This window comes from Thermostichus lividus PCC 6715, from assembly GCF_002754935.1.
In the GTDB taxonomy this organism is placed as follows: Bacteria; Cyanobacteriota; Cyanobacteriia; order Thermosynechococcales; family Thermosynechococcaceae; genus Thermosynechococcus; species Thermosynechococcus lividus.
In genome coordinates this window covers 2,002,307-2,024,622 of sequence record NZ_CP018092.1, presented here as the reverse complement: position 1 = coordinate 2,024,622, position 22,316 = coordinate 2,002,307, and the positions used below count along the sequence as shown (strand labels likewise).

The following is a 22,316-nucleotide window of genomic DNA, read 5'->3' as shown; positions in this document are numbered from 1 at the left end:
TGTGGGACGGGCAGCTTGCAGGTCGCGGAGTTAATTTCAACCAAACTCTTGCTCAATAACCCGCCAGCGGATAGCGATAACCCCAGGTTCCAAACTCAGGCGGCTAACGATTTGTTCTAAAAAAGCGTCATTGCGCTCTTGAGTCACGAGTTCGGCTTCTACGCTGACTTGATCGGGCTTATCTTCCAAATCTTCGCTGTAGAGCGATCGCAACTGTAGTTTTCCACCAGACACCGCTTGCAGGAGCAATGCTCGAACATGGGCTTCATCCTGGGTGCGACAAACCACATCACAGCGATAACAGAGCTCCAACTCTGTCCCTTTGAGGGGCTGTTGATTGATGCGGTATCCCAAGGGACGCAGGATTAGGTTGGCAACCAGAACCGCCACCGTACCAATCCCGGCATGAATCAGTAACCCCATGCCAGATAATGACCCAATTGCAGCGGCACACCACAAGGTTGCCGCCGTGTTTAACCCGCGCACTGTCAGCCCTTCCCGCAAAATCACGCCGCCAGCTAAGAAGCCAATGCCAGACACCACCTGTGCAGCAATCCGATTTGGGCTAGAATCCCCTGGAGTTAGAACAGAGAGCATGACAAATAAAGCTGCCCCCGTCGCCACCAGGGTATTGGTTCGCAACCCCGCCATGCGCTGCCGCCACTGGCGTTCTAACCCCAGGACCGCTCCCAAGAGAAAAGCGACCACTAGACGAAGGACAAATTCGATTGTTGTCATGCCCTCAGCTCCTCACTATTCAAATTGAAATCCCCAAAAAGAGACTGACCAGGTGGAAATAGAGTAGTAGCCCAGTAAAGTCCTTGATGGTTCTAATAAAAGGATCGGCAGCATGCCCATGATCAAAGCCAAGTTTGAGCAAAATCCAGGGAAGCAATGCACCCAAAACAGCTGTCAAGGTGATTACGTACTCCACGTCCATGCTGAATCATCTTATGTACTAATTCTCCAAGCTTTTTATACCCATAATTTCTTGAATCAAATGATGGAGAGAGTTTCTGAATCTGTGAACCTAGGGGACCTAAATAAGCCCAACCATCGTCTCCCGAAATATTTTCATATACATCTCTCAGTAAATTAAGCATTTCTTTAGGAAAGATCGATTGCTGATTAATTGTTTCTTGCTCTAACTGCTGGGGAAGTTCAACTTTAAGGTCATGGGCTTGCTCAGTTCTGTGTTCAAGGCTTTCCACGTTCTCAAAGATTTCAGTGTATGTAAACTTGTCACAAGCACTAACAAAAGCTTCGGGTGTTTTGCTCTCTCCAAAGCCATAAACAACTAAACCTGATTCTCTAATGCGACTCGCTAGTCTAGTAAAGTCACTATCACTAGATACGATACAGAAACCATCAAAATTCTTTGTATACAGCAAATCCATTGCATCAATAATAAGTGCGCTATCTGTCGAATTTTTACCTGTCGTATATCGAAATTGTTGAATAGGTTGAATAGCGAATTTATGTAATTTTAACTTCCAACTACTAAGCGATTGGTTTGTCCAATCTCCATAAATCCTCTTCACATGAGCACTACCGTATCTAGCAATCTCCTTAAGTAATGGTTCAACTAGCTTTGCACTTGCATTTTCAGCGTCAATCAAGACTGCCAATCTATCTAATTTGACTTGCCCCTCACTGTTTATAAGAGCAGAAATTTTAGCTACAGAAGAAAAATACCCAGAACTGGTTGCTGTCTAACGGCTAAGCTCACCTGCTACTAACAGCTTTGGGAACTGTTCAGAGTATAACACTGGGTCAGGTGCAGCGACTTGTTATGTTGTGTAACTTCTACGCCTATCGCCCCGGACTTTCACCGATTCCAGCGCACGGGTCGCCCCACCAACTACCAACGAAGCCGAAAATCTAGAAGCTCGCCCCGCCGACCATCTCGCTATTGCGCTGGCAACATAACGGCTGAACTCACCCGCCACCAGAGGTTTTGGATGATATGAATAGTCTAACATATGGACGGGTGCAGTGATTTGTTATCTCTACTGCTTGCAATTGTCAGACAGCAATCAATTTTTCACGACTGATATTTTGCAAAATACTAATTTGCCCTATGCGTTGAAACTCTTTACTACTTCTGTCTGCAAGATGCAATACCCAAGGTAATCGACAAGAGCGAAACCCGCTAGCAGGGTGCAACTGAGATAGATGATAAGTTTGCAAAGCAATCATTTCCAGAGATGTATTGCCGTACTCATGAACTACCCGAAGGGGTCTTACACTGCCAATATTCTGGTTGATTGGTTGACTCGTTACTAAAGTGAATGACTTTTCTTTTGGAGTAAAAATGACAGTACCAATTTTGGCATCACGGTATACCACTTCCCCATTTGCATGAATATCCTCTTTTCCCATTCTTCCAGCACCGCTTTTGCGTACTCCAACAACATCAACAGCTATATTTTTCTTTGCAAGCTCTTCTATCGTTTGCTGAAATTCTCCTTCCTGAACTAATCCATCTCTCATCAAAAGTAGTTTTTTGGGGTAACGCTTGCAACTGTCATGAAATTTAAGAACTAACTTTGATACCGTTTGCCAAATCGCTTTTCCAGAAAAGGTTTCTCCTCGTTGAACATCAGGCAACTCCCATCCTAAGCTTTGCCCGTCCGCAAGAACCGCAAATGCAGAAGTGCCATAGTAAAGCTCTCGATTGGTTCCTGTATCAAAACCAATAATTAGATCAGCACATTCAGGATGATCCAAAGGCTCTAGGCGTATGGGTTGCCAACCAGCTTTACACAAAATTCCTAAAACAACATTCAGAGCTTTATATTTATAAGAGTCTGCCTTTGGCATTGGCACAATAAACTGAGTAGCTATTCCTGCTTGAAGTGCTTGCACCCGAATTTTTTGTTTGCGCTCATTGGGTGACCATGGCATTACCACTAAAACTGTTTTAATGCCTTCATCAGACCAGTTTTGCCAGAACATTTGTTTGTCTAGTTCACTCTCAGGAAAATCTTGTTGTGCACGATAGGAGTCTATTTCTATCGTCGTGTTGCTATTGTTTGCGATTTCCAACAAACATTTACGCACTTCTTCAGGATATTGGTACTTTTCATTGTAAAGATTAAGACAGCCAAACTTTGTTTCACCTACTCTGGCACATCCCTTATATCGGACTTGAGCAACCTTATCTACTTGCTGATCATTAGATGCCAGTAATTTAGCTGTTGGCAAAATATATCCATCTACCCTTATAGCTTCAGCTTCGCCAGAAATTCTATAAATCTTCTCAAGGATTGTATGTGCTGTCTTTGTGGAGTTCTTTATGCGAACATCTAAACTTTTTCTGATGAACTCAAAAACTTCTTTGATTTGTTGACTTTCTTCTCCGCTTTCAGCATCAGCAATGTTTGCCAGCATCTCCATTGTTAAGCTTGGCGATAGCCTTTGAGATAGATGTGCTACAGGCTTTGCTTTCCGATCATTGGCTCTTTTAACAAACACAACACGAGAATTATTTATTTCTGCGTCAGTAGCTCCATTATTACGATGGTAATCCGCTAGACTAATACCCAATCCTTCTAACATGACTTGTTTTGGCGATTGATCAGAGACTCCTTGGTACTCCCACATAATGTAATTATTATTTTTATCTTTATATGTGTTCCTAACATAACTGATAGGTACATCGGAATACTCTTCTAGCCATTGATGCAGTGTCCAAGGGGTATAGAAGCGATGATGTATATCGATTTCTAGGTAGAGGTTGCCATCTGAATCGATAACGACATCTATTCTTCTCCCTCTGTGTACTTCCCAAGCATCTCCACATTTCTCCGCCCCCTCATGACCTGTTATCCACCAAATCAGTCCACCTTCCGAGGCTCTTTCAATCTCAGTTTTGTTAAAGTACTTTTTTAGTCCTTGCTCTAAAACTCTACGCTCAAAGGTTTCTAGGGCTTTTCTTTCGCAGGTATTACTACAATCTAGTTTTCTAGTAGCTGTCTTAAATAACTCCCAATCATCACTTCTCATTTTTGCGGGACTGACTTCTTCTCTAGTGATGATTCGACTGCCTAATCTAACAGCAGTGACTCCTAGCTTGTAACAAATACTGGAAACTGCTCTTTGTTCATCGCCTTGTTGCGGGAGTTGAGCGAAATGACATTGATACTCATGAATTGTTAAATCTTTTTCCTCTAGAGGTCTTACTAGATAGCGATTAAGTACCACTGAAGTTTGCTGAAGGTTTTCCAAGGGAGCCATGGGGGGATACAAATTTTTTAACAACTATAGCATTGATGAAGACTGTTGCCCATTCTTGTAGAGATAACCGCTGAACTCACCCGCCGTCATTGAGTCTGGATAGTAGTGGCTTACCATAAGGTCGGGTGCAGTGATTTGTTATGTTGTGTAAATTTTTGAACTGATCGCCTTCATTACCCACAGACTCCAGCGCCTCTTCACCAACAATCTTGACTAGGCACAGCTCTGGCGCTGGCGACATAACGGTGAAGCTCAACGGCGGGCGATATCGCTCTCGGTTTCAGCCAGAATCTCTGTTCCGTCCGTTGCAGCGAGGTGTTAGCTCTTGGCGATCGCCCCTCATCTCCCAGCGCCGCAACCTCTCGGCATCACCCTCATCTCCCCGTACCGACACCTTTCGGCGATCGCCCCCCGACACCTCTCGGAACCTCGAACGGTTGACCCAAACCTAGCACTGCTTAACCTTTGCGGCTCACTCAGAAGCACCTGGGAGTTTTCGGGTTGACCGAAAGCTAGAAGAACCGAGCCTCTGCAATTGGGGGCGAATCGCCTACCTACCCGAAAGCTGACAGAACCGGAGCACTGAGGGCTAACGGCTCAAATCAGCGGCGACAAGCAACCTCGAACTCAGCACCAATAACTATCAATCGTCCGCTGCATTTGAATTGTTAGCCTGTGCCGTTGGAGCGATCGCCTGATTATCCCGCATCACTCTAATCAAGAACCGTAGCGCCTCATTAACCGCATCAGCACTAGGAAACATCTCTGCAACATCAGGTTCTAACCGTACAGTGGTTCCACCAAAGCTTTTTCTTCCAGAACCTAATTTTCTGACTCGGAGGCTCTTGAAGTCATACTCTGCCCGTAAATCATCTTCCATTTCTGACTTATCCCTCTTCATAGGCTTCTCGCTCGGTTCGTGTCACTTCTCTTGCGCTGATGAGGCGTATTGAATCCCCCCTTTCGGTATACGACACAATCAATAACTATGCCATTGTCCGGAGGTAATCCTTGATCTTCAGCTTCAAATCTCGTGAAATTGGATATGATTCAACCTCCTGCTCTATATCGACTTTGGACTTACCTTTTCTCCTTAACTCGTCTACAGTTGCTTTGAAAATAGCTTCAAACCCATAGTCTGACAAACCTTTTGAGATTAGTCCAAGAATTCCAAGAACTGCAATTCCTCCAAGCATCCCAAATGGACCTCCAAGAACGGCTAAAGCCGCAGTTAATGCAGCAGCACCCGCCCAACCTGTAACCGCCATAGCAACTACGAGCACTAAACCAGGTACACCAAGTGCAGCAATTATATTCACGAGTTGATCCATACTCTTTATTTCCTTCAGTAATGAGTCAAAAGCAACACTCTTGCACCCAAAGGGTTCCCAAATTTACAGGCTAACGGCTGAACTCACCCGCCACCAGTAGTTTTGGGTAATGCTGAAAGTATAGCTCCAAGTCGGGTGCAGTGATTTGTTATGTTGTGTAAATTTTTGCACCGATCGCCTCTGCTACCCACAACCCCCAGCGCCCCTCCACCAACAATCTTGACTAGGCACAGCTCTGGCACTGGCGACATAACGGCTAGCATCACCGGACGCAGATAACCTTTGCTACCTTACCGATCGCCTTGCCGTTCCGGTGCATGCGGTTGTTAGACAGTTCTCCCGAACAACCTAGAACCACGATCGCTACAACGTCCTGTCAAGCCGAGTTAAGCTGATAGCTCTCAAAACTCTGGCGTGTTGCTGGAGTTGTTGTTTACAATTGGCTAGGGTGAGGTGGAGGCAATGGAAATCAACATATTCTCTCTTTATCACTAAGCTGTTGTTTCCAAAAGAATCTGTTGCCAGGAGTTGGGACTGCGCTGGCTAATATAAAGGACTTCAATGCCAATCACTTTACCCTCAGCGTTGTAATCCAGGATAATGCCGTCGCTCACTTCTTCGGACTCAATGATGGGGGTATCGTCGAGCCGTAAATAAAGGGCATCATCATCTTTATGCACGGTTACTTTCATTTAACTCTCCTATCAAAAAAGACCGTAACAACTCGTTGGGGATTAACCGTTGGGTTGACAATCACTCGCAGCCATCTACCTCCAAAATCTGAAATCTGTTTTAGATAATGGGTGTTGCCATGAGAATCGGCAAGGGGCAAAAGCCGATCGGGCGCAGAAAGGGTTTCCGTGAGCCAGGATGGCTGAATGTTTCGTTCTTGCATCTGGAAGCGGGCATGGTCAGAGAGTTCAAACCCGTCGATCATTGTCCCTCCCTGCGATGATGGCGCGTTCTGCCTCGGTCAAACCATAAAGACGGGCAACAATGTCGTCAATTTCAGCTTCGTAGGGGGCGACGGCTTGCCCCTGGGCGGTGAGGCACTGCTGGACGAGGGTTGCGATGCTGGCTCTGTCGGCGGGTGAGGCGGGGGAAGTGGGGATTTGCGGATCACCTGGGCACCTCATAGGTTTTGCCATTGATCTGCTCCGTGGCTAAGTAATTTCAGCGAGTCGTCCCATTTCTACGCTCACGGTGTCAAACCGATTGTCATTAGGATGATAGGCGAGAATTTCCATGCCAATGGGTTCGCCTGTGGTTTCGTCTTTAATTAAAATTACCCCATCACCCAGTTCGGTCACAATTTGATTTTTGCGGGGTGGCTGCCAAAATATGGTGAGTAATTCCATTTCTGGCTCGTAGTAGATTTTTATTTGTGCCATATTAAATCTCCTTCTTTAATTGCGTCTGTTTGGTAGGCTGTGATCAGAAATCCGTCTCCGTTGAGCCGCCTCACCACCGCAACAACCCAACGTTTTGCTTTGAGGGTGAGATAAAACAAAATGATGTTGGGATCGCGGCTGCTCCGACGGATTTCGTCTGGATGAGCCAGGGTTTGGATGACTTCCATCTCCAAATCGGCGATGTCTGGATGTTTGATGATCAATTTTTGCCAGTACTCTTCTGAGGTGCGAACACGAAAGCCTAACGGGGTGAGGATTTCAAATTTACTCATCCTTCTCTCCCTGCGATGATGGCGCGTTCTGCCTCGGTCAAACCATAAAGACGGGCAACAATGTCGTCAATTTCAGCTTCGTAGGCGGTGACATTTTTTCCCTGAGCATCAATGCACTGCTGGACGAGGGCTTCGATGCGGGTTTTGTCGGCGGGTGAAGCGGGCGGAATGGGGATTTGGGTGACATACATCGGCTTGAATTCATAAAAGCCACCTTGCTTAGATGCTGCAATTTGTTGAATAAACCACCACATTAGCTTGGAATTTAGGATTCCTAGTAAAAACTCAACTTCATCAGTAACACAAATATTGGTTTTATCATTGCCGTAATACCCTGAAGAGTCTGCCGCATACTCAACGGATTGAGCAATTGCTGGGATAAAAATCTTCGATCGCTCAAACTCCTGCCAGTAGGTAGCAGCACATCGTTGCAGTGCATACCATTCGTATCGAATACCTGTTTCAGCTTTATTTCGATTAGAAAGTTCTGTTTTGAAACCCAGCAAATGCTTATAGATCGCTGGATATTGTTCTTTGAATGCTTGTTCTGCTTTTTTAGATGCTCCTTCAATGGTGGGATCAAGATGTAATGGAAAATGCCAAGGAATAAACAGTAACCATAAATCTTGATAATCCACTGTCCAGCGTTTAACATCGCGTCCCCGCAAAAAAGGTTTGAGGACTTCAGCAGAGGAGGGGTGTTCGGCAATGAGTCTGTCACGGGTGGCGCGATCCACCACAAACGCTTCATTGCAACCTGTTTTAATCCCGTAGTAAAACCGATTGTTGACATATTCGCCTAACGGGGTTCCAGCTTTGCGCAGTTTTTCTAACAGGTTTAGGGCAGTGGCATCGGCAAACTGCCAGCCATCAGCGGTGAGTGCCTGTTGGGGCATGGTAAAGGATTGGGATTGTACCACGGTTTCAAACTGGCTGATGGGTTGTCCAGGTTGCCAGTTCAAGGCGCGGAAGTGTCCCTCACCCCTAGCCCCTCTCCCCAGGGAGAGGGGAACCGGATCTGTCTTACTCCCCTTCTCCCCTAGGGAGAATGGGTTGGGGGATGAGGGCTGGGAGAAGGGGTTGGGGGATGAGGGCTTGCCTTTCTGGGTGATCACGATCGTGGGATAAGCAATGGCCGCAAACACAGGCGCATCGCCAAAGTCAATAATTTGCTGAAGTTGGGTTTCACGGGTGATCAGTTGGCGCAGCTTTTTGCCATAGGCGGCTCGGAACCATTTGTTAGAAGAAATGTAGGTTAAAACGCCATTTTCCCGCAACAAATTTAAGCCTTTTTCATAGAAAAATACATAGAGATCGGCAGTACCAGTGAAGGATTCGTAGTGTGGTTTTAGTAAATCTTTAAGGTGTTTAATTTGTTCTTGGCGCACATAGGGCGGATTGCCAATCACCACATCAAAACCACCCTGTTTTTGAAACACCTCGCTGAAATACACCTCAAAATCAAAGATTTCAGCTTGGTTAGTGATGGTTTGAAGTAGCCCTTGAATGGTGGTGCGTAATGCCGCCTTACGGTCTGGGTTGGTTTCTTCAAAGTATTCCTGTTTCCGCTGCTCTAACTCGGCAAACACCTGATAATTCAGCAGGTTTTTCTCCACACTCAGTAACGAGTTACCGCAGACAATTTTGTAGTCCAGGTTGGGCAATGGCTTAATGCTTTCATAGTCTTCTTCATCCACTACTAACGACAGCCACAGCCGCAACTTAGCAATATCCACCGCACCGGGGTCAATATCCACACCGTAGATTGAGGACTGGATGGCATGGCGCTTGAAGGCGTAGGCAGAGCGACCCTCATCCCCCCGACCCCCTTCTCCCCAAGAAGAAGGGGGAGATCCGGCTCCCCTCTCCCTAGGGAGAGGGGCTGGGGGTGAGGGCAAACTCCCCTCTCCCCAAGGAGAGAGGTTGGGGGTGAGGGCATTTAGGATTGCTTGCAGAACCGTTTCTAAATTCTCTAAAACTTGCTCGTTAGTCAGTCGCAGAACTCTGAGATTTTGAGACTGCATCCAGGCATCCCGATCGCGATCTCGTTCAATTTGGGCTTGATGAATGCCACCATCCAGTTCAATCACTAGTTTGGCTTCGTGGCAATAAAAGTCCGCAATATACCGACCAATATTGTGCTGCCGTCTGAACTTGAAATTGTTGAGTTTGCGATCGCGCAAGCATTCCCATAGAAGTTGTTCAGCAGGGGTTTGCTCCAACCGTAGTTCACGAGCACGCTCCAACAGGGCACGCGGAATTTGCCGTAACTTACCTGCAACAGTATCGCCCTCATCCCCCCGACCCCCTTCTCCCCAAGAAGAAGGGGGAGATCCGGCTCCCCTCTCCCTAGGGAGAGGGGCTGGGGGTGAGGGCAAACTCCCCTCTCCCTGGGGAGAGGGGCTGGGGGTGAGGGAGAGAGAGGGGTTGGGGGTGAGGGAGAGAGAGGGGTTGGGGGTGAGGGGTAAATAGGTCGTCAACACGCTCCGCACCTTCACAATCTCCTGCATCATCCCCACCGGAAATGCCCCAGAGCCGATCGCCGGGTCGCAGATTTTGATATTTGCCAACGCTTGGTCAATTTCTGCCGCATGGGTTCGCACCAACTCCGGCACCTGAAACTGATAGGTTGCGGTTTCGCTGCCCTTTTGCACCACCACAGCATCATTCTCGATCGCCCGTTCCCCTTGCCGAATCAACCGCTCCAGATCGCCACGGGGCACCTGATGAATCGTCGTGTCCAGATAGTTAATCAAACTCTCCTGACACATATAATGCACAATCTCACGGGGCGTGTAGAAGGCACCCCTAGACTTGCGGTCTTTCACCTCCAGCAAATTCTCAAACACTTTCCCCAACATCTCCGGATCAACCGCCACTTCCTTATCCAGTGGCTCATCTTCCCGCACCGTGAAGTTATACAGGTCAAAGGTATCCAGAATGTTTTGAATCGTGGCGTTGGCGATTAAAATATTCGTGGTTTGCCAGTCATAGCCAGCGATCGGTTCAAACAAGCCCCCATTCAAAAATGGGATCTTGCAGGGCTGACGACATCCGGGCAGTTCATACAGCGCTTCACGACCGCGATTGATCGCTAAAGCTTGGTAAAACAACGGCTCCAATACATCGTTAAAGAAATTGTCATATTGCACATTCTCCCGCCGAAACAAGCGCCGCAGAAAATCCTTCGCGCCACTGCCCCAGGGCTGCCCCGGCTCCACTCCCAACCAGCCTTTCTTTTGCAGAAAATACAGAAAGACAATTTGCCCCAAGAGCTTTTTGGCAAAATTGGCGGGGTCAATCTGTTTCTGAGTAAATTCAGTAGCGATGACCGGATCGGTCTGAAGTAGGGTTTCGACCTCATCCCGCACCTGGAGAAACAGGTTTTTGTATTGCTCAAAAAATTCCTGCGTAACTGATTCAATATTGAACGCCGCTTCTAATTCATCCAGAGTCGGATTCTGGCGATCGTTCAATAACAGCGGCAATAACTGCTGCTGCGCTGTGTGATTCGGCTCTGTTTGCCCCACCAGAAAGGACGATCGCCTTGCCGCTGTGACCTCCTTCTTGGGTTTATAGCTGCCGTCTGCCTGCTGTTCTAGCCGATAATCCAAACGAACCAGGGAAAAGCGCCAATCCAGCGAGCCATCAGCGGTGTACGCTACCAACGCCGCTTCTTTTTGATTGCGATCTTGCAGGTATTGAGCAACAAAGTTGCGCTGCATGGTGCGTGCCCGATCCAGAGATGTCGGCTGCTGCAACCGCACCACCAACACATCGATCGTATTGCCATCAGGATCGACGTACTGCCCAATGCGCTTATACTGCCGTACCTGGCGCTTGTAGGCATCCTTAATATAGTTGCCCTGAGCTTGGAATGCCTTGGATTCATCCAGGTCTTTGACCAAGTTGCGGGCAAATTGCCGAAACTGTGCCTCGTCAAAGGGACGCTGTAGCGTGTCGGTTAGTAATCGAATGGCGCTTGACTTTTCCATTGTTGAATCCCTCCTAAACCTATGGCTGCCCTCACCCAACCCTCTCCCTAGGGAGAGGGCTTTTCAAGCTCCCCTTCTCCCTGGGGAAAAGGTTTTTCAAGCTCCCCTTCTCCCTGGGGAGAAGGGGCTGGGGGATGTAGAGCGATGCTCTTCCCGCAGGGTGGGCAATAAAAATATCCCGACAGCACTACCTCTCGACTGCTGCCCCACTGATGCACCATTTGCGGTTCTGGTTCTACCAATAAATTCATCGGCACCGTCTTCTTCAGCGCACTTAGGAGCTTTAGAGGATTTCCTGCGATCGGTTTTAGAGCCTCTTGCACTTTTTTAGCCGTTTGCTTCGGAATTCTACCTTCCTCAAAGGCAAGACGCACCGCTTTTAGAAACTCCTCATCTGCGTCGGTAAATCCCTTAAAAGTGCGAATTTCTTTGGCTTTCAAACACTGAATCACAAATTTGTCAGCGCTACTGCCACCCCGACTGCTTGCAGGTGCAATGTCTGCGGTGTCATCCAGAGACGCAAAGGCATCTTTATTCTGTTGCAGCAGATCGTAGTAGCTCTTGGGAATAGGGTGCTTCGGCGTGTCGGGTTCGCACTTCAACCAATCAACGGCTTGAAAGAAGTCTAACTCTTGAGCGGCTGTTCCATCCGACAGGAAAAATTTCTTCAAAGCTCCTTGTCGAAAGAAGGTGAGAAGTTGACCCTCATCCCCCCGACCCCCTTCTCCCTGGGGAGAGGGGTTGGGGGTGAGGGTTACACGTTGGGCAGTACGAGCTTTGCGGGGTAGATTTTTGATTTTGTCAAACAGATCCGGTTGGCGATCGCGGATTTGGCGTAACAGTTGCAAATACTCTAGTTCGGATCGTTCGTCGCCTTCCTCGCGATCGTAGCTCTCTCGCTGATTCAAGGTGCGATAGAGGCGATCGCCAAATAACTCATGGGTCGTCACCTCTTCCTCATCACTCAGATACTTGGCATCTTCTCCCAAGGTGTCGTGAAACGCTTGAATCTTAGCAATAATATTCTCTTCTAACCCCAGTTGCGCTTCCGACTGCGCCGTGGGGAAGCAGTTAAAAATATAGACCTGTTCATGCACCGTACCCACTCGATTCACCCGTCCCACCCGCTGCAACACCCGTGTCGGGTTCCAAGGCAGGTCGTAGTTAACGACCACATTGGCGCGGTGTAAGTTAATCCCCTCTGCCAGAACATCGGTAGTAATCAGAATCCGAATGGTATCGGTTGGCTCTGAATGTTGTGGATCAAAGTTTTGCTGAATCAGGGCTTTGGCAATAGCTGGATTATGACTCACAGGTTTGCCCGTCTGGTTATAAACGCCCCCTCCACTGGCATAGAACATCACCTGCCCTGGGAAAACCCGATCTAGATTTGTGTAAAGATAATCGCCCGTTTCCTTCGATTCTGTGAAGATAATGACTTTTTGATCTTTCAGGTGAGGATGATTTTGCAGATCCGCCACAAACTGATTCAGTTTTGGATCATCCTCAAGCTGATGCCAAAAGGCTTGAATATCCTGTAAAAGAACTAAATCTGACCGTAAATCGCGAATAAAATCATCGTTGAAATCTGTAGCATCATATTGCTGTACAGCATCTTGCTCAATCAAGGCTAAAAGTTCCTCTGGGTCGTCTCGCTCCAGTAAATCATAGACATCTAGCTCTTTACTGATCAAAACGGTGCCTTGCTCGAACATGGCAATAAATTTTTCATAGGACACAATAAATCGCCCTAAGGTTCGCTTAAACGCATAAAAACTACTCTCCAAGCGTTTCACTAAAACCGCACGCATAAATCCGCCAATGTTGCGTTGGCTCTGGCGTGTGAAGCTAGATACTTGCTGCCTCAAATACAACAGTGGGGTATAACGGGCATAGGAAAACCGCCGCAATCGCTGCATCGTTTGGTTAAACACCCATTCCGTCTTATCGTCAAACTGATAAATGATCTTCTGCGGTTCCGCCACCCTAGGAAACATCAATCCTTGTTGTTTCAAATCATCGGCATAGTAATTGAGAATCTCAGTTCGAGTGCGACGCACCATCACATATCGCAATACCTTAGTCCGGATCTCTTGCGATACGTCCTTCAACGTGATCCAATAATCAGGATCGTCTTTGGAATACTGATCTAATCGCTTTTGTAACGCTTTAAAGAATTGCTCAAGATTAGGAATCCCCGGAATGGTACTTTTTCGAGCAGGTTGAAATAACTTAAGCTGGTTGAAGATATCGCTAATGCGGTTATTCAAGGGCGTTGCAGATACCAAAATCACCTTCTTCCCGGCACAAATTCGGAAGAGATTGTCATACGCTTGGGTTCCTTCATTCCGAAACCGATGAGCCTCATCAATCAACACATAACGAAATTTCTTTAAATCGCGTTGCAAGAGGGCATCCAACTTTCCCAGTGACTCGACTTCATAGCCGCGAATCCCAAATTCAAAAAAAGTATCTCGCCAATAGTCACGCAACACTGGAGGACAAATGACTAAAATCCCTCCCTGCAACTGTTGCGCCAATAATGCCGAGATATAGGTTTTGCCCAACCCCACCACATCGGCTAAAAATACGCCCCCATAGGCATCCAAAATTTTACGAGCTGATGTGACTGCCTGTTTTTGATACGCCAATTCCATGAAGCTGTCCGGCAAATACACATCCAGATCGTCTTCATCTAGATTGATATCTTCCTTAAAGTATTCATAGAGAAACTTGAGGTAAAGCTCATAGGGGGTGATTGTATCGTTAAGCCAGGTTCGTTGTTGAACGGTGTCAACATACTCAGCAGAAATATCAACCGCATCCGCCCATAACGCTTCAAACTGCGCTAGGGCAAACTCCACATCTGCCCGATCCTTTAGCTCTACATTAAATTCTCGGTTGGCAACTAACCCTGACCAGGAAAAATTGCTTGATCCCGTAATCACTCGCCCGAAGTCGCGATCGCCCTCACCAAACCGACTGATATAAACCTTGGCATGGAGATTTGCGCTGGGATATGCCTTAATTTCTAACTTCCCAGATTGAATAAACTCAATGAATTTTTGTACGCCCAATTCCGTATCATAGGAGTCTTGAGCTTGCGCGATCTCCTTTGCAACTTGATCCTTAATTTGCTCTTTCGTTCGTTTATGAGACTCAAAATCCAGATTCATTTGAGCCTGAGCAACTTCAATTGACTCAAACGCCTTTTGATCCACTGTGAGACCAACTAGAATCCGAATGTGATCAACGGTTTCCAATGCGTCATACAGTTGATGGAACCCACTTGTTCGGAAATAACCCACCAAAACATCAAAATACTGCACATCCGACAGCGTCCGCTTGAAGCGATCAAGCAGCGTTGCTCCCGGTTCATTGGTAAAAAACGTCAGATCCGTTGTCATTAGCGTTGTTCGAGTGCTGTTCGTGCTTGACTAGCTCCTCATTTTAAAACTCGCATTCAAGTAAAACTGTCTCAGACAGTGGGTGGATGGCTCAGGCGGGATTTGAACCTGCGACCTTGGGCTTATGAGTCCCCTGCTCTAACCACTGAGCTACTGAGCCAAAAATTGCACAATCTTAATTCTAGCGCAAACAGCAAAAAACTCAACACCCTTGTAACAGTGCTATGGATAGTCGAATGATCACCTAGTTAATTTGGTGCACCACGTTCACGGATGGCCGCAATAATCAGGGTGTTTGCTTTAGGGAAAGGAAATTGATCAAGATCCGCTGGTGCCACCCAACGGATAGCATCGCAGCCAAGGGGTTGTGGTGTTCCCGACTCATAATGACAGTAATAGACCTGTAGTGTGACCTTAAAGTGGCTGTAGGCATGGTCAATGTCGATTAGGTGCTCACCAACCCTAACCTCAATACCAAGTTCTTCACGGATTTCGCGGCGAATGCACTCCTGTACCGTTTCTCTAGGTTCAATTTTGCCCCCCGGAAACTCCCACAGCCCCCCCAATAATCCGGTCGGTGGCCGTCGATCAATGAGAATTTGGCCAGCATTGTTCCAAATGACGGCAACACCAATCTGCTTGTGAGGTAATGGCGCACTGGTCATTTTGCGGGGAATGTCCTGAGTTAATCCATACCGATGGGCGCGGCAATGATTTTGCCATGGACAAGCATGACATAGGGGTTGACGTGGTGTACAGATGGTCGCCCCCAAATCCATGATGGCTTGATTAAAATTACGGGGCTGCTGCGGGCACAGGAGTTGTGCTGACCATACCCACAATTGCGTCTCTGCCTGCTTGGGGGGTATAGAAAGGGCAAAGAGACGGGAAAGGACTCGCTTAACATTGCCATCCAGAATAGGGTGGGCTTGGTCAAAGGCAGCACTGAGAATGGCCCCCGCCGTACTGCGGCCAATTCCGGGCAGGGCAGCAACAGCGGCATAGTTCTGGGGAAATTGCCCCTGATGCTCACTCATAATCTGCTGAGCGGCGCAGTGAAGATAACGGGCACGGGCATAGTACCCCAACCCTTGCCAAAGTTTGAGAACCGTGTCTAACTCTGCCCCTGCCAAGGCCTGAATGGTTGGTAGATGATCCAGCCAGCGGTGATAGTAGGGGAGAACCGTGGCTACTTGGGTTTGCTGGAGCATGATTTCCGACACCCAAATGGCGTAGGGGTCGCGAGTGTGTCGCCATGGTAAATCTCGGCTGTGGTGTTGATACCAGTCCAGCAATGCACTGCGAAGGGAGGGTACCCCTAGGGCATACCCACCCTCAGCGTCTTTTAGATGCGGCACGCCTGCCTATTCCCCTTGAATTGTCCCTTGGAGCGATTGCTCGAACTCTAGTCGCTGCTCCGCACCCCGCAGGAAGTAGCCACTCATCATCGCAGAGGCTAGCAAGCGACCGAGGTGTTCACGGTTAGTGGTAATGGATACTTCAAATCCCTCTGCCGGCAAATACCCTAATAAATTGCCAATATGGCGCTCCATCACCACTGCCATTGCTGGCGATGAAGGACGTGACAGGCGAGCCACCACTTCTGCGTCCATATTCTGCAGATAGTTCCAAAGGGATTCAGCATTTTCCTGAACTGTGCGTGGGTTAATGGTTGGCTCCATAGTGCGTCCTCTCCAACAGGTGCTTTAGGCCACACAGCCAATGTTACTGTGTTTACTTAGCTTTAATGTAGCAACTCTTTTGGTCAGGGTAAGGGGGGAGAACCGATCTGCAAAGATACGAGTTTCCGCCTGATGAACTACCCCACCCCATAGGCAGATGGGGAATTGCGCGACCCTAAAGTTAATATTTTTAATTTTAATAATAGGATAATGGTTTTGAATATGTGTCTGGCTTTCAGGAATAGAGAGCGCCTATGACTGAAAATACTCTTTTTGACCTAGCGCCCTATATTGATCATACACAGCTTGACCCGCTGGCCACCATAGCTGCCATTGACCAGTGTTGTGCCGAGGCGGAACAGTTTAAGTTTGCCACGGTTTGCGTAATGCCGGTATGGGTGAAAAGAGCCGTGGACTACCTCCATCGCACCTCTGTCAAGGTTTGCACGGTGGTTGGTTTTCCCAGTGGTGCCCATACCAGTGAGACCAAGCTCTATGAGGCGCAGCAGGCGGTGGAGGCGGGGGCAACAGAACTGGATGTGGTCTTAAATTTAGGCTGGTTGAAGGACGGCCATACGGAAGCTGTGTATCGTGACATTGCCCAAATCTGTTCGGAGACGGGGGTGACTGTCAAGGCGATTTTAGAAACAGCGGTGCTCACGGAGGATGAGATAGCCGTAGCGGTGGAGATTTGTCTGGATGCGGGGGTGGCGTTTTTGAAAACGAGTACGGGCTGGCGGGGGGGTGCAACAGTAGCTGATGTTAAACTCCTGAAACGCTTAAGTCGCGATCGCGTCGGCATTAAGGCTTCAGGCGGCATTCGCAGCCGTGAGCAAGCTCTAGACCTTCTTGCCGCAGGGGCAACACGACTTGGCACGTCCCGAAGTTTAGAATTGATGCAGGTCTAGATGCTGATGCGCTTGGGGCTGCCAATCCCCGCTTTGAATCGGAGCTTTTTGCCAGCGATCGCCACAGATAAGGGTATGCATTTGCCATGCTGGGTCGGGTTGGGGGTAGTCTTGGCGATAATGTCCACCACGGCTTTCCTCCCGAAAGAGAGCACTTTTGAGAATCAGGTAGGCGATATCTAGAAGATTACGCAGTTCTCCCCACTGCCATAGGTAGGTTTGTATGGCAGCACTCCCCAGTTCAACGCTGTGTTGCGGGAGACGGTGTTGGAGGGGGGTGGGCATTTGGTCTCGCCACGTTTTGACTTGGGTCAGGGCTGCCATGAGGGTCGGGGCATCGCGGCAAATGCCAGCACTCTGCCAGATCAGCTCGCGCAATTGCGTACGCCAAGCAACAAGGTGGGCTAAGGAAATATCAATTCTGTCAATGTCGATGGAGGTGGTGCTCTGGGGGATAAGCACTGGCCTTGGGGTAAGCTGAAGATGAGCTAGCTGGGCAGAAAAAACAAAGCACTCCAGCAGGGAGTTACTGGCCAAGCGATTGGCACCATGCACGCCTGTACTGGCGACTTCGCCAACGGCATACAATCCGGGAATCGTGGTCTGGGCTTGTAAATTGGTGAGGACGCCACCCATCCAGTAGTGGGCAGCGGGGGCCACCGGGATGGGCTGCTGCTCCACGTCAATGCCCCACTGCCGACACACGGCAATAATTTTGGGAAAACGGTAGTGCAGGCGATCGCGGGGAATTGGCCGTAAATCTAACCAGACATGGGCGGCGCGAGACTGTTGTAAGTGGCGGTAGATGGCACGGCTGACCACATCCCGAGGGGCTAATTCTGCGGCGGGGTGATAGTCGGCAACAAAGCGATACCCACGGTTATCAACGAGATGAGCACCTTCTCCTCGCACCGCTTCGCTGATTAAAAAGCGGGGGGCATTGGGAACGTTCAAGGCGGTTGGATGAAACTGAAAAAATTCGACATCGCGGATCTGTGCCCCGGCTCGCCATGCCATGGCAACCCCATCGCCGGTGCTTAAGGGTGGGTTTGTCGTTTGGGAAAAGACCTGGCCGCCGCCGCCTGTTGCCAGAATGACAGCCCCAGCACTGAGCCATTGAATCTGGCGATCGCGCAACAGACATACCCCGCGGCACACCCCAGACTCCATCCAAAGGTCTAAGACAAAGCTGTTGGGCAGCAGGGTAATATTCGCTGTGGCAGCCACCTGTTGCAATAGGGTGGTCACTAATGCCTGCCCCGTGGTGTCGGCAGCATGGAGGACTCGCGGTCGCGAATGAGCCGCTTCAAGTGTTAATGCTGGGCGATCGCCTTGGCGATCGAAGGCGACCCCCATCGCCAGCAGGCGCTCCACTTGCGCTGGTGCCTGCTGAACCAAAAAACGAACACTCTCGGGATCACACAGCCCCGCTCCAGCCAAGAGGGTATCCTGTGCATGTAATAACGGGGAATCACTGGGGTCGATCGCCGCCGCCATCCCCCCCTGCGCCCAGCCACTGGCAGACTGCTGCAGGTCATTCTTGGTAATCAGCCCAATGCGATAGGAGGTAGGAAGGGCTAACGCTGCACTTAACCCCGCGGCTCCACTGCCAATGATTAGAACATCAAACCCAGACGTCGCGGCAGTCAACGTTAACCCAACGCATCCTTTAGAGTTGTTTTATGAGGATGGAAATGCACAAGAGCTTACTTGTATAGCCCATTATTATAGCGATCGCCCCCTTCAACAAGGGCAGTTTCCACCTCAGTAACCGTAAATTTATCTAAATTTGCCCGTAACGTTTCTTTTTGCCGCTCTGTCAGACCGGGGATATTAAGGACATCCTCCACCGACTGGTAGGGAGCATTTTTAACAATGAGCTTTGCTAGCGTAGGATAAAGACCACGATATTGGATAAATGCGGCAATATTAGTGTTGTTGAGGTCAATCTTTTCCCCATAGGAACTGCCTAGTTTTTCGTCCACCACATTCACCAGTTCCTCTGCGGCGGGTGCGGTGGCAGCCAATGTAGGTGCGCTCCAGTGCATCCAGCCGAGAAGGCTAACCCCCAGTAGATACACCAGTGCTAGCCAGCAGCCAAAACGTTGCATATTGCTTTACCTCCCAAATCTCTCAGGTCATTAAAAACAGCGGTTGATTAGGATCAGAAGACGTAATGAGCGCATCGCAGGGGCGATCGCCATCACCTAAGCTGGGTAAAGGCTGACGCACAATGGCCACTAAGACCGATGGCCAACTGTAGTTCACGACCCTTACAAATGATTCAATAATATCAGAGTCCCTTGACATACTCCCCATGCCTAAAGGCAGGGGATTCTTGTTCTTGGTTCTGCGACAGCACCTATCGCATCAGGTTGTCCTGCTACGACAGCGGTGCTTATCTCCCCAAGCGTTCCCCCTTGCGGGGCAGTTCCCTTTTGCCCAAAGGTACTGTTAAACCAACCAAAAAAACTTAGGTTGTTTTCTAGCCGTTAGGCTATTGGGTTTTTAGAGAGGTTGATTACCCTTACCTCTGGTTTTAGTTTAAACTAAAATCACTCTAAAAGACGAGTTTTTAGGCCTAAAATTTTCGATAACACAACATGCGCCTTATATCCCCATGCCTGAAGGCAGGGGCTTTACGGCGTTTTCGGTAAAAGTCTATCCCAGAGTTTCCCCTCGCACCATTCAGTGCGTCTCGAAAGCGTGCAGCAGCCATACATGGCTATCAACCGTCCTACCAGCATTTTGCTACGTTATCAAGGAGGGTAGAGGTGAGGGAATTCCACGAGAACAGTTAGAATAAAAATAAATTTCTTGCGCCCGCTGCCTGCTGCCATGAACGCCTTTGCTCCTAGCATCCCGACTGATATTGACCTTCCCGAGTGGTTAGTAACATGCCTGCGGCAGCCCAGTAGCGAAAATGATGAGGACTTGGTATGCCGCGCCTTTCAGTTTGCTTACGATCTCCATCAAGGACAGCAACGTGCCTCAGGGGAACCCTACATTGCCCATCCCGTTGCAGTGGCTAGTATTCTGCGGGACTTGGGGGGTGGCTCAGCGCTGATTGCCGCAGGCTTCTTACACGATGTGATTGAAGATACTGCCATTACTGCCGAAGAGCTAGAAGCAGAATTTGGCACCGAAGTCCGGCGGTTAGTAGAAGGGGTAACGAAACTCTCGAAATTTAACTTTTCCAGCAAAACTGAGCGTCAAGCGGAAAGTTTCCGGCGGATGTTCTTGGCGATGGCTCAAGATATCCGTGTCATTGTGGTCAAATTGGCGGATCGGCTGCACAATATGCGGACACTGGAGTATTTACCAGAGCAGCGTCGTCGCCCCATTGCCCAAGAAACCCGCGATGTGTTTGCCCCCCTTGCCAACCGTTTAGGGATTTGGCGCATTAAATGGGAGCTTGAAGATCTGGCCTTTAAGTATCTTGAACCAGAGGCCTACCGTCAGATACAGGAGTTAGTAGCTGAAAAACGCGCCGATCGCGAGGCGCAGTTACAGGCGGCCATTAGCCAGCTTCAAGACCGTCTCAATGACATGGGGTTTGGCTATCTCGAGATTAGTGGTCGTCCCAAGCATCTTTACAGCATCTATCAAAAGATGAAGCGCCAGCAAAAAGAATTCCACGAAATCTACGACGTGGCAGGAATTCGCATCCTAGTGGCCACGAAGGACGAGTGCTATCGTGCCCTAGCAGTGGTTCACGACTGCTTCTTATCGGTACCTGGTCGCTTCAAAGACTATATCAGCTTACCCAAGCCCAACCAGTACCAGTCGCTGCATACGGTGGTGATAGGTCTGGGAGGCCGCCCTCTGGAGGTGCAAATTCGCACGCTAGAAATGCACCATGTCTCGGAGTATGGGATTGCTGCCCATTGGAAGTACAAAGAAGCGGGTAACTCGCTGCCGCAACAGTGGAGTGGCCGAGATCAAAAATTCACGTGGTTACGTCAACTCCTTGACTGGCAAAATGACCTCAAAGATGCCCAAGAGTACCTTGATAGCATCCGTGATGATCTATTTGATCGCGAAGTTTATGTATTTACGCCCCAAGGGGACGTCTTAGCCTTGCAGCAAGGAGCAACTCCCCTTGATTTTGCTTACCACATTCACACCGATGTGGGGAATCATTGTGCGGGTGCTCGGGTCAATGGCCGTATGGTTACCCTCGATACCCCTCTGCGTAATGGCGACATTGTGGAAATTATTACCCAGAAAAATGCCCACCCTAGTTTGGATTGGCTGAATTTTGTCTGTACCACCGCAGCGCGAAACCGTATTCGCCAGTGGTATAAGCGATCGCGGCGGGATGAAAATCTGCAACGCGGGCGGGAACTCCTTGAAAAGGAATTGGGTAAATCAGGTCTAGATAGTCTGCTGAAGTCACCGCAAATGCAGCAGGTGGCTGAGCGCAGTAACTATCAAACTGTTGATGATCTCGTGGCGGCCTTGGGCTATGGTGAAATTACCCTCAATTTAGTGGTAAATCGTCTCCGTGCGGCCACGTTGGCGCGTCCCGATGTGGCTCCGCCCGAATTACCGCCAGAGACTGCACCAATTAATCGGGTACCTGCCTCTACAAAACCCAGTGACTCGCCGATTTTAGGAGTTGAGGGGCTAGTGTATCACATTGCAGGCTGTTGTGCCCCAGTGCCCGATGAACCGATTATTGGTGTCGTGACCCTTGGCAGTCGCGGGATTTCTATTCATCGGCAGGGCTGTAGTAACCTTGAGGCGATCGCGGGCGATCGCCTCATTCCTGTGAGTTGGAATACCAAAACGGCGCAGCACCGACCGCAAACCTATCCGGTTGATGTTCAAATTGAAGTCATTGACCGTGTGGGTATTCTCAAAGATATTTTGACCCGTTTAACCGATAATCACATCAATGTCCGGAAGGCCAATGTCCGCACCGATCCGGGGCGAACGGCCATCATTGATCTGTGTATTGATATTGTGAATGCGAAACAACTGGATAATATACTGGCTCAAATTAAAAAAATTACGGATGTGCTAAATATACGTCGCCGTCAGCAGACAGACATTACGTCCCCTTAG

At 48.8% G+C, this 22,316-nt stretch carries 20 protein-coding genes, 1 tRNA gene and 2 pseudogenes; 3 read left to right on the top strand and 20 right to left on the bottom strand.

Translation table 11 applies throughout. The features are described from left to right. Nucleotides 1-36: 36 nt before the first annotated feature. From BRW62_RS09890 to BRW62_RS09880, 4 genes and pseudogenes are all read right to left on the bottom strand, one after another. The gene (locus BRW62_RS09890) at nt 37-738 is read right to left on the bottom strand and encodes an MgtC/SapB family protein (protein ID WP_099799293.1); all 702 of its coding nucleotides are present in this window, start codon (nt 736-738) and stop codon (nt 37-39) included. Nucleotides 739-757: 19 nt separating this feature from the next. Then, nucleotides 758-925, bottom strand: a pseudogene (locus BRW62_RS15330) (magnesium transporter); the annotation flags it as partial. After that, nucleotides 861-1,661: an NYN domain-containing protein gene (locus tag BRW62_RS09885; protein WP_099799292.1), complete on the bottom strand. Its 801-nt coding sequence runs from the start codon at nt 1,659-1,661 to the stop codon at nt 861-863. The gene BRW62_RS09885 and the pseudogene BRW62_RS15330, both read right to left, overlap by 65 nt. Nucleotides 1,662-2,025: 364 nt before the next feature. Beyond that, a complete protein-coding gene (locus BRW62_RS09880; RefSeq protein WP_099799291.1) occupies nt 2,026-4,239 on the bottom strand; it encodes an argonaute PAZ domain-containing protein in 2,214 nt (737 codons plus the stop codon). Between the two features lie 209 nt (nt 4,240-4,448). Here BRW62_RS09880 and BRW62_RS13120 point away from each other — a divergent pair, with 209 nt between their 5' ends. Then, complete coding sequence (locus BRW62_RS13120; protein WP_157768354.1) at nt 4,449-4,691, top strand: hypothetical protein; 243 nt, start codon at nt 4,449-4,451, stop codon at nt 4,689-4,691. A 191-nt stretch (nt 4,692-4,882) separates the two neighbouring features. On the opposite strand, the gene BRW62_RS09875 is transcribed toward BRW62_RS13120, so the two are convergent. The 13 genes and pseudogenes from BRW62_RS09875 to BRW62_RS09820 all read right to left on the bottom strand — a co-directional run bounded on the left by BRW62_RS09875 (nt 4,883) and on the right by BRW62_RS09820 (nt 16,338). Further along, on the bottom strand, nt 4,883-5,140 hold the full coding sequence (locus BRW62_RS09875) for a hypothetical protein (RefSeq protein ID WP_099799290.1): 258 nt from the start codon (nt 5,138-5,140) through the stop codon (nt 4,883-4,885). Further along, nucleotides 5,127-5,225: pseudogene (locus BRW62_RS15325) on the bottom strand (BrnT family toxin); the annotation flags it as partial. The gene BRW62_RS09875 and the pseudogene BRW62_RS15325, both read right to left, overlap by 14 nt. Continuing rightward, nucleotides 5,226-5,570 (bottom strand): hypothetical protein, encoded by a 345-nt coding sequence (locus BRW62_RS09870; protein WP_099799289.1) that lies wholly within the window; start codon nt 5,568-5,570, stop codon nt 5,226-5,228. A gap of 491 nt (nt 5,571-6,061) precedes the next feature. Further along, complete coding sequence (locus BRW62_RS09865) at nt 6,062-6,262, bottom strand: DUF2283 domain-containing protein (RefSeq protein ID WP_099799288.1); 201 nt, start codon at nt 6,260-6,262, stop codon at nt 6,062-6,064. Continuing rightward, complete coding sequence (locus BRW62_RS09860) at nt 6,259-6,507, bottom strand: DUF4258 domain-containing protein (protein WP_198405995.1); 249 nt, start codon at nt 6,505-6,507, stop codon at nt 6,259-6,261. Before BRW62_RS09860 ends, BRW62_RS09865 begins: the two co-directional genes overlap by 4 nt. After that, the gene (locus BRW62_RS09855) at nt 6,491-6,706 is read right to left on the bottom strand and encodes a hypothetical protein (RefSeq protein WP_157768353.1); all 216 of its coding nucleotides are present in this window, start codon (nt 6,704-6,706) and stop codon (nt 6,491-6,493) included. The genes BRW62_RS09860 and BRW62_RS09855 overlap by 17 nt, the downstream gene beginning before the upstream one ends. 27 nt (nt 6,707-6,733) lie before the next feature. Beyond that, on the bottom strand, nt 6,734-6,961 hold the full coding sequence (locus BRW62_RS09850) for a hypothetical protein (RefSeq protein WP_099799286.1): 228 nt from the start codon (nt 6,959-6,961) through the stop codon (nt 6,734-6,736). Beyond that, on the bottom strand, nt 6,949-7,254 hold the full coding sequence (locus BRW62_RS09845) for a hypothetical protein (protein ID WP_099799285.1): 306 nt from the start codon (nt 7,252-7,254) through the stop codon (nt 6,949-6,951). Before BRW62_RS09845 ends, BRW62_RS09850 begins: the two co-directional genes overlap by 13 nt. Further along, entirely contained in the window at nt 7,251-11,249 is a 3,999-nt protein-coding gene (locus tag BRW62_RS09840; protein ID WP_099799284.1) for an Eco57I restriction-modification methylase domain-containing protein, read from the bottom strand. Before BRW62_RS09840 ends, BRW62_RS09845 begins: the two co-directional genes overlap by 4 nt. Nucleotides 11,250-11,296: 47 nt before the next feature. After that, entirely contained in the window at nt 11,297-14,656 is a 3,360-nt protein-coding gene (locus tag BRW62_RS09835) for a helicase-related protein (protein ID WP_099799283.1), read from the bottom strand. An 87-nt stretch (nt 14,657-14,743) separates the two neighbouring features. Then, a tRNA-Met gene (locus tag BRW62_RS09830) sits at nt 14,744-14,816 on the bottom strand. An 88-nt stretch (nt 14,817-14,904) separates the two neighbouring features. Continuing rightward, nucleotides 14,905-16,014, bottom strand: a complete 1,110-nt coding sequence (mutY, locus tag BRW62_RS09825; RefSeq protein WP_099799282.1) for an A/G-specific adenine glycosylase — start codon at nt 16,012-16,014, stop codon at nt 14,905-14,907. Nucleotides 16,015-16,020: 6 nt separating this feature from the next. After that, nucleotides 16,021-16,338 (bottom strand): DUF760 domain-containing protein, encoded by a 318-nt coding sequence (locus BRW62_RS09820; protein WP_099799281.1) that lies wholly within the window; start codon nt 16,336-16,338, stop codon nt 16,021-16,023. A gap of 254 nt (nt 16,339-16,592) precedes the next feature. On the opposite strand from BRW62_RS09820, the gene deoC reads away from it, so the two are divergent. Continuing rightward, on the top strand, nt 16,593-17,246 hold the full coding sequence (gene deoC, locus BRW62_RS09815) for a deoxyribose-phosphate aldolase (protein WP_099799280.1): 654 nt from the start codon (nt 16,593-16,595) through the stop codon (nt 17,244-17,246). Here deoC and nadB read toward each other — a convergent pair. From nadB to BRW62_RS14745, 3 genes are read right to left on the bottom strand one after another with little or no spacing between them, the layout of a single operon-like run. Beyond that, on the bottom strand, nt 17,226-18,896 hold the full coding sequence (gene nadB / locus BRW62_RS09810; RefSeq protein ID WP_099799279.1) for an L-aspartate oxidase: 1,671 nt from the start codon (nt 18,894-18,896) through the stop codon (nt 17,226-17,228). The genes deoC and nadB overlap by 21 nt on opposite strands. Nucleotides 18,897-18,952: 56 nt before the next feature. Further along, nucleotides 18,953-19,357 (bottom strand): photosystem II complex extrinsic protein PsbU, encoded by a 405-nt coding sequence (gene psbU, locus BRW62_RS09805; RefSeq protein WP_099799278.1) that lies wholly within the window; start codon nt 19,355-19,357, stop codon nt 18,953-18,955. A 22-nt stretch (nt 19,358-19,379) separates the two neighbouring features. Then, the gene (locus BRW62_RS14745; protein ID WP_257790477.1) at nt 19,380-19,514 is read right to left on the bottom strand and encodes a hypothetical protein; all 135 of its coding nucleotides are present in this window, start codon (nt 19,512-19,514) and stop codon (nt 19,380-19,382) included. Between the two features lie 570 nt (nt 19,515-20,084). Between BRW62_RS14745 and BRW62_RS09800 the strand changes: the two genes are divergently transcribed. Next, nucleotides 20,085-22,316, top strand: coding sequence for a RelA/SpoT family protein (locus BRW62_RS09800; RefSeq protein WP_099799277.1), 2,232 nt, complete (start codon nt 20,085-20,087; stop codon nt 22,314-22,316).

What these genes read in the sequence shown, in the direction of transcription:
- BRW62_RS09820 (WP_099799281.1), bottom strand. Translation starts at nt 16,338, where the DNA reads ATGGAGCCAACCATTAACCCACGCACAGTTCAGGAAAATGCTGAATCC.
- BRW62_RS09865 (WP_099799288.1), bottom strand. Translation starts at nt 6,262, where the DNA reads ATGAAAGTAACCGTGCATAAAGATGATGATGCCCTTTATTTACGGCTC.
- psbU (WP_099799278.1), bottom strand. Translation starts at nt 19,357, where the DNA reads ATGCAACGTTTTGGCTGCTGGCTAGCACTGGTGTATCTACTGGGGGTT.
- BRW62_RS09835 (WP_099799283.1), bottom strand. Translation starts at nt 14,656, where the DNA reads ATGACAACGGATCTGACGTTTTTTACCAATGAACCGGGAGCAACGCTG.
- BRW62_RS09855 (WP_157768353.1), bottom strand. Translation starts at nt 6,706, where the DNA reads ATGAGGTGCCCAGGTGATCCGCAAATCCCCACTTCCCCCGCCTCACCC.
- BRW62_RS09845 (WP_099799285.1), bottom strand. Translation starts at nt 7,254, where the DNA reads ATGAGTAAATTTGAAATCCTCACCCCGTTAGGCTTTCGTGTTCGCACC.
- BRW62_RS09880 (WP_099799291.1), bottom strand. Translation starts at nt 4,239, where the DNA reads ATGGCTCCCTTGGAAAACCTTCAGCAAACTTCAGTGGTACTTAATCGC.
- BRW62_RS09870 (WP_099799289.1), bottom strand. Translation starts at nt 5,570, where the DNA reads ATGGATCAACTCGTGAATATAATTGCTGCACTTGGTGTACCTGGTTTA.
- deoC (WP_099799280.1), top strand. Translation starts at nt 16,593, where the DNA reads ATGACTGAAAATACTCTTTTTGACCTAGCGCCCTATATTGATCATACA.
- BRW62_RS09800 (WP_099799277.1), top strand. Translation starts at nt 20,085, where the DNA reads ATGAACGCCTTTGCTCCTAGCATCCCGACTGATATTGACCTTCCCGAG.
- BRW62_RS09860 (WP_198405995.1), bottom strand. Translation starts at nt 6,507, where the DNA reads ATGATCGACGGGTTTGAACTCTCTGACCATGCCCGCTTCCAGATGCAA.
- BRW62_RS09875 (WP_099799290.1), bottom strand. Translation starts at nt 5,140, where the DNA reads ATGAAGAGGGATAAGTCAGAAATGGAAGATGATTTACGGGCAGAGTAT.
- BRW62_RS09840 (WP_099799284.1), bottom strand. Translation starts at nt 11,249, where the DNA reads ATGGAAAAGTCAAGCGCCATTCGATTACTAACCGACACGCTACAGCGT.
- BRW62_RS09890 (WP_099799293.1), bottom strand. Translation starts at nt 738, where the DNA reads ATGACAACAATCGAATTTGTCCTTCGTCTAGTGGTCGCTTTTCTCTTG.
- BRW62_RS09850 (WP_099799286.1), bottom strand. Translation starts at nt 6,961, where the DNA reads ATGGCACAAATAAAAATCTACTACGAGCCAGAAATGGAATTACTCACC.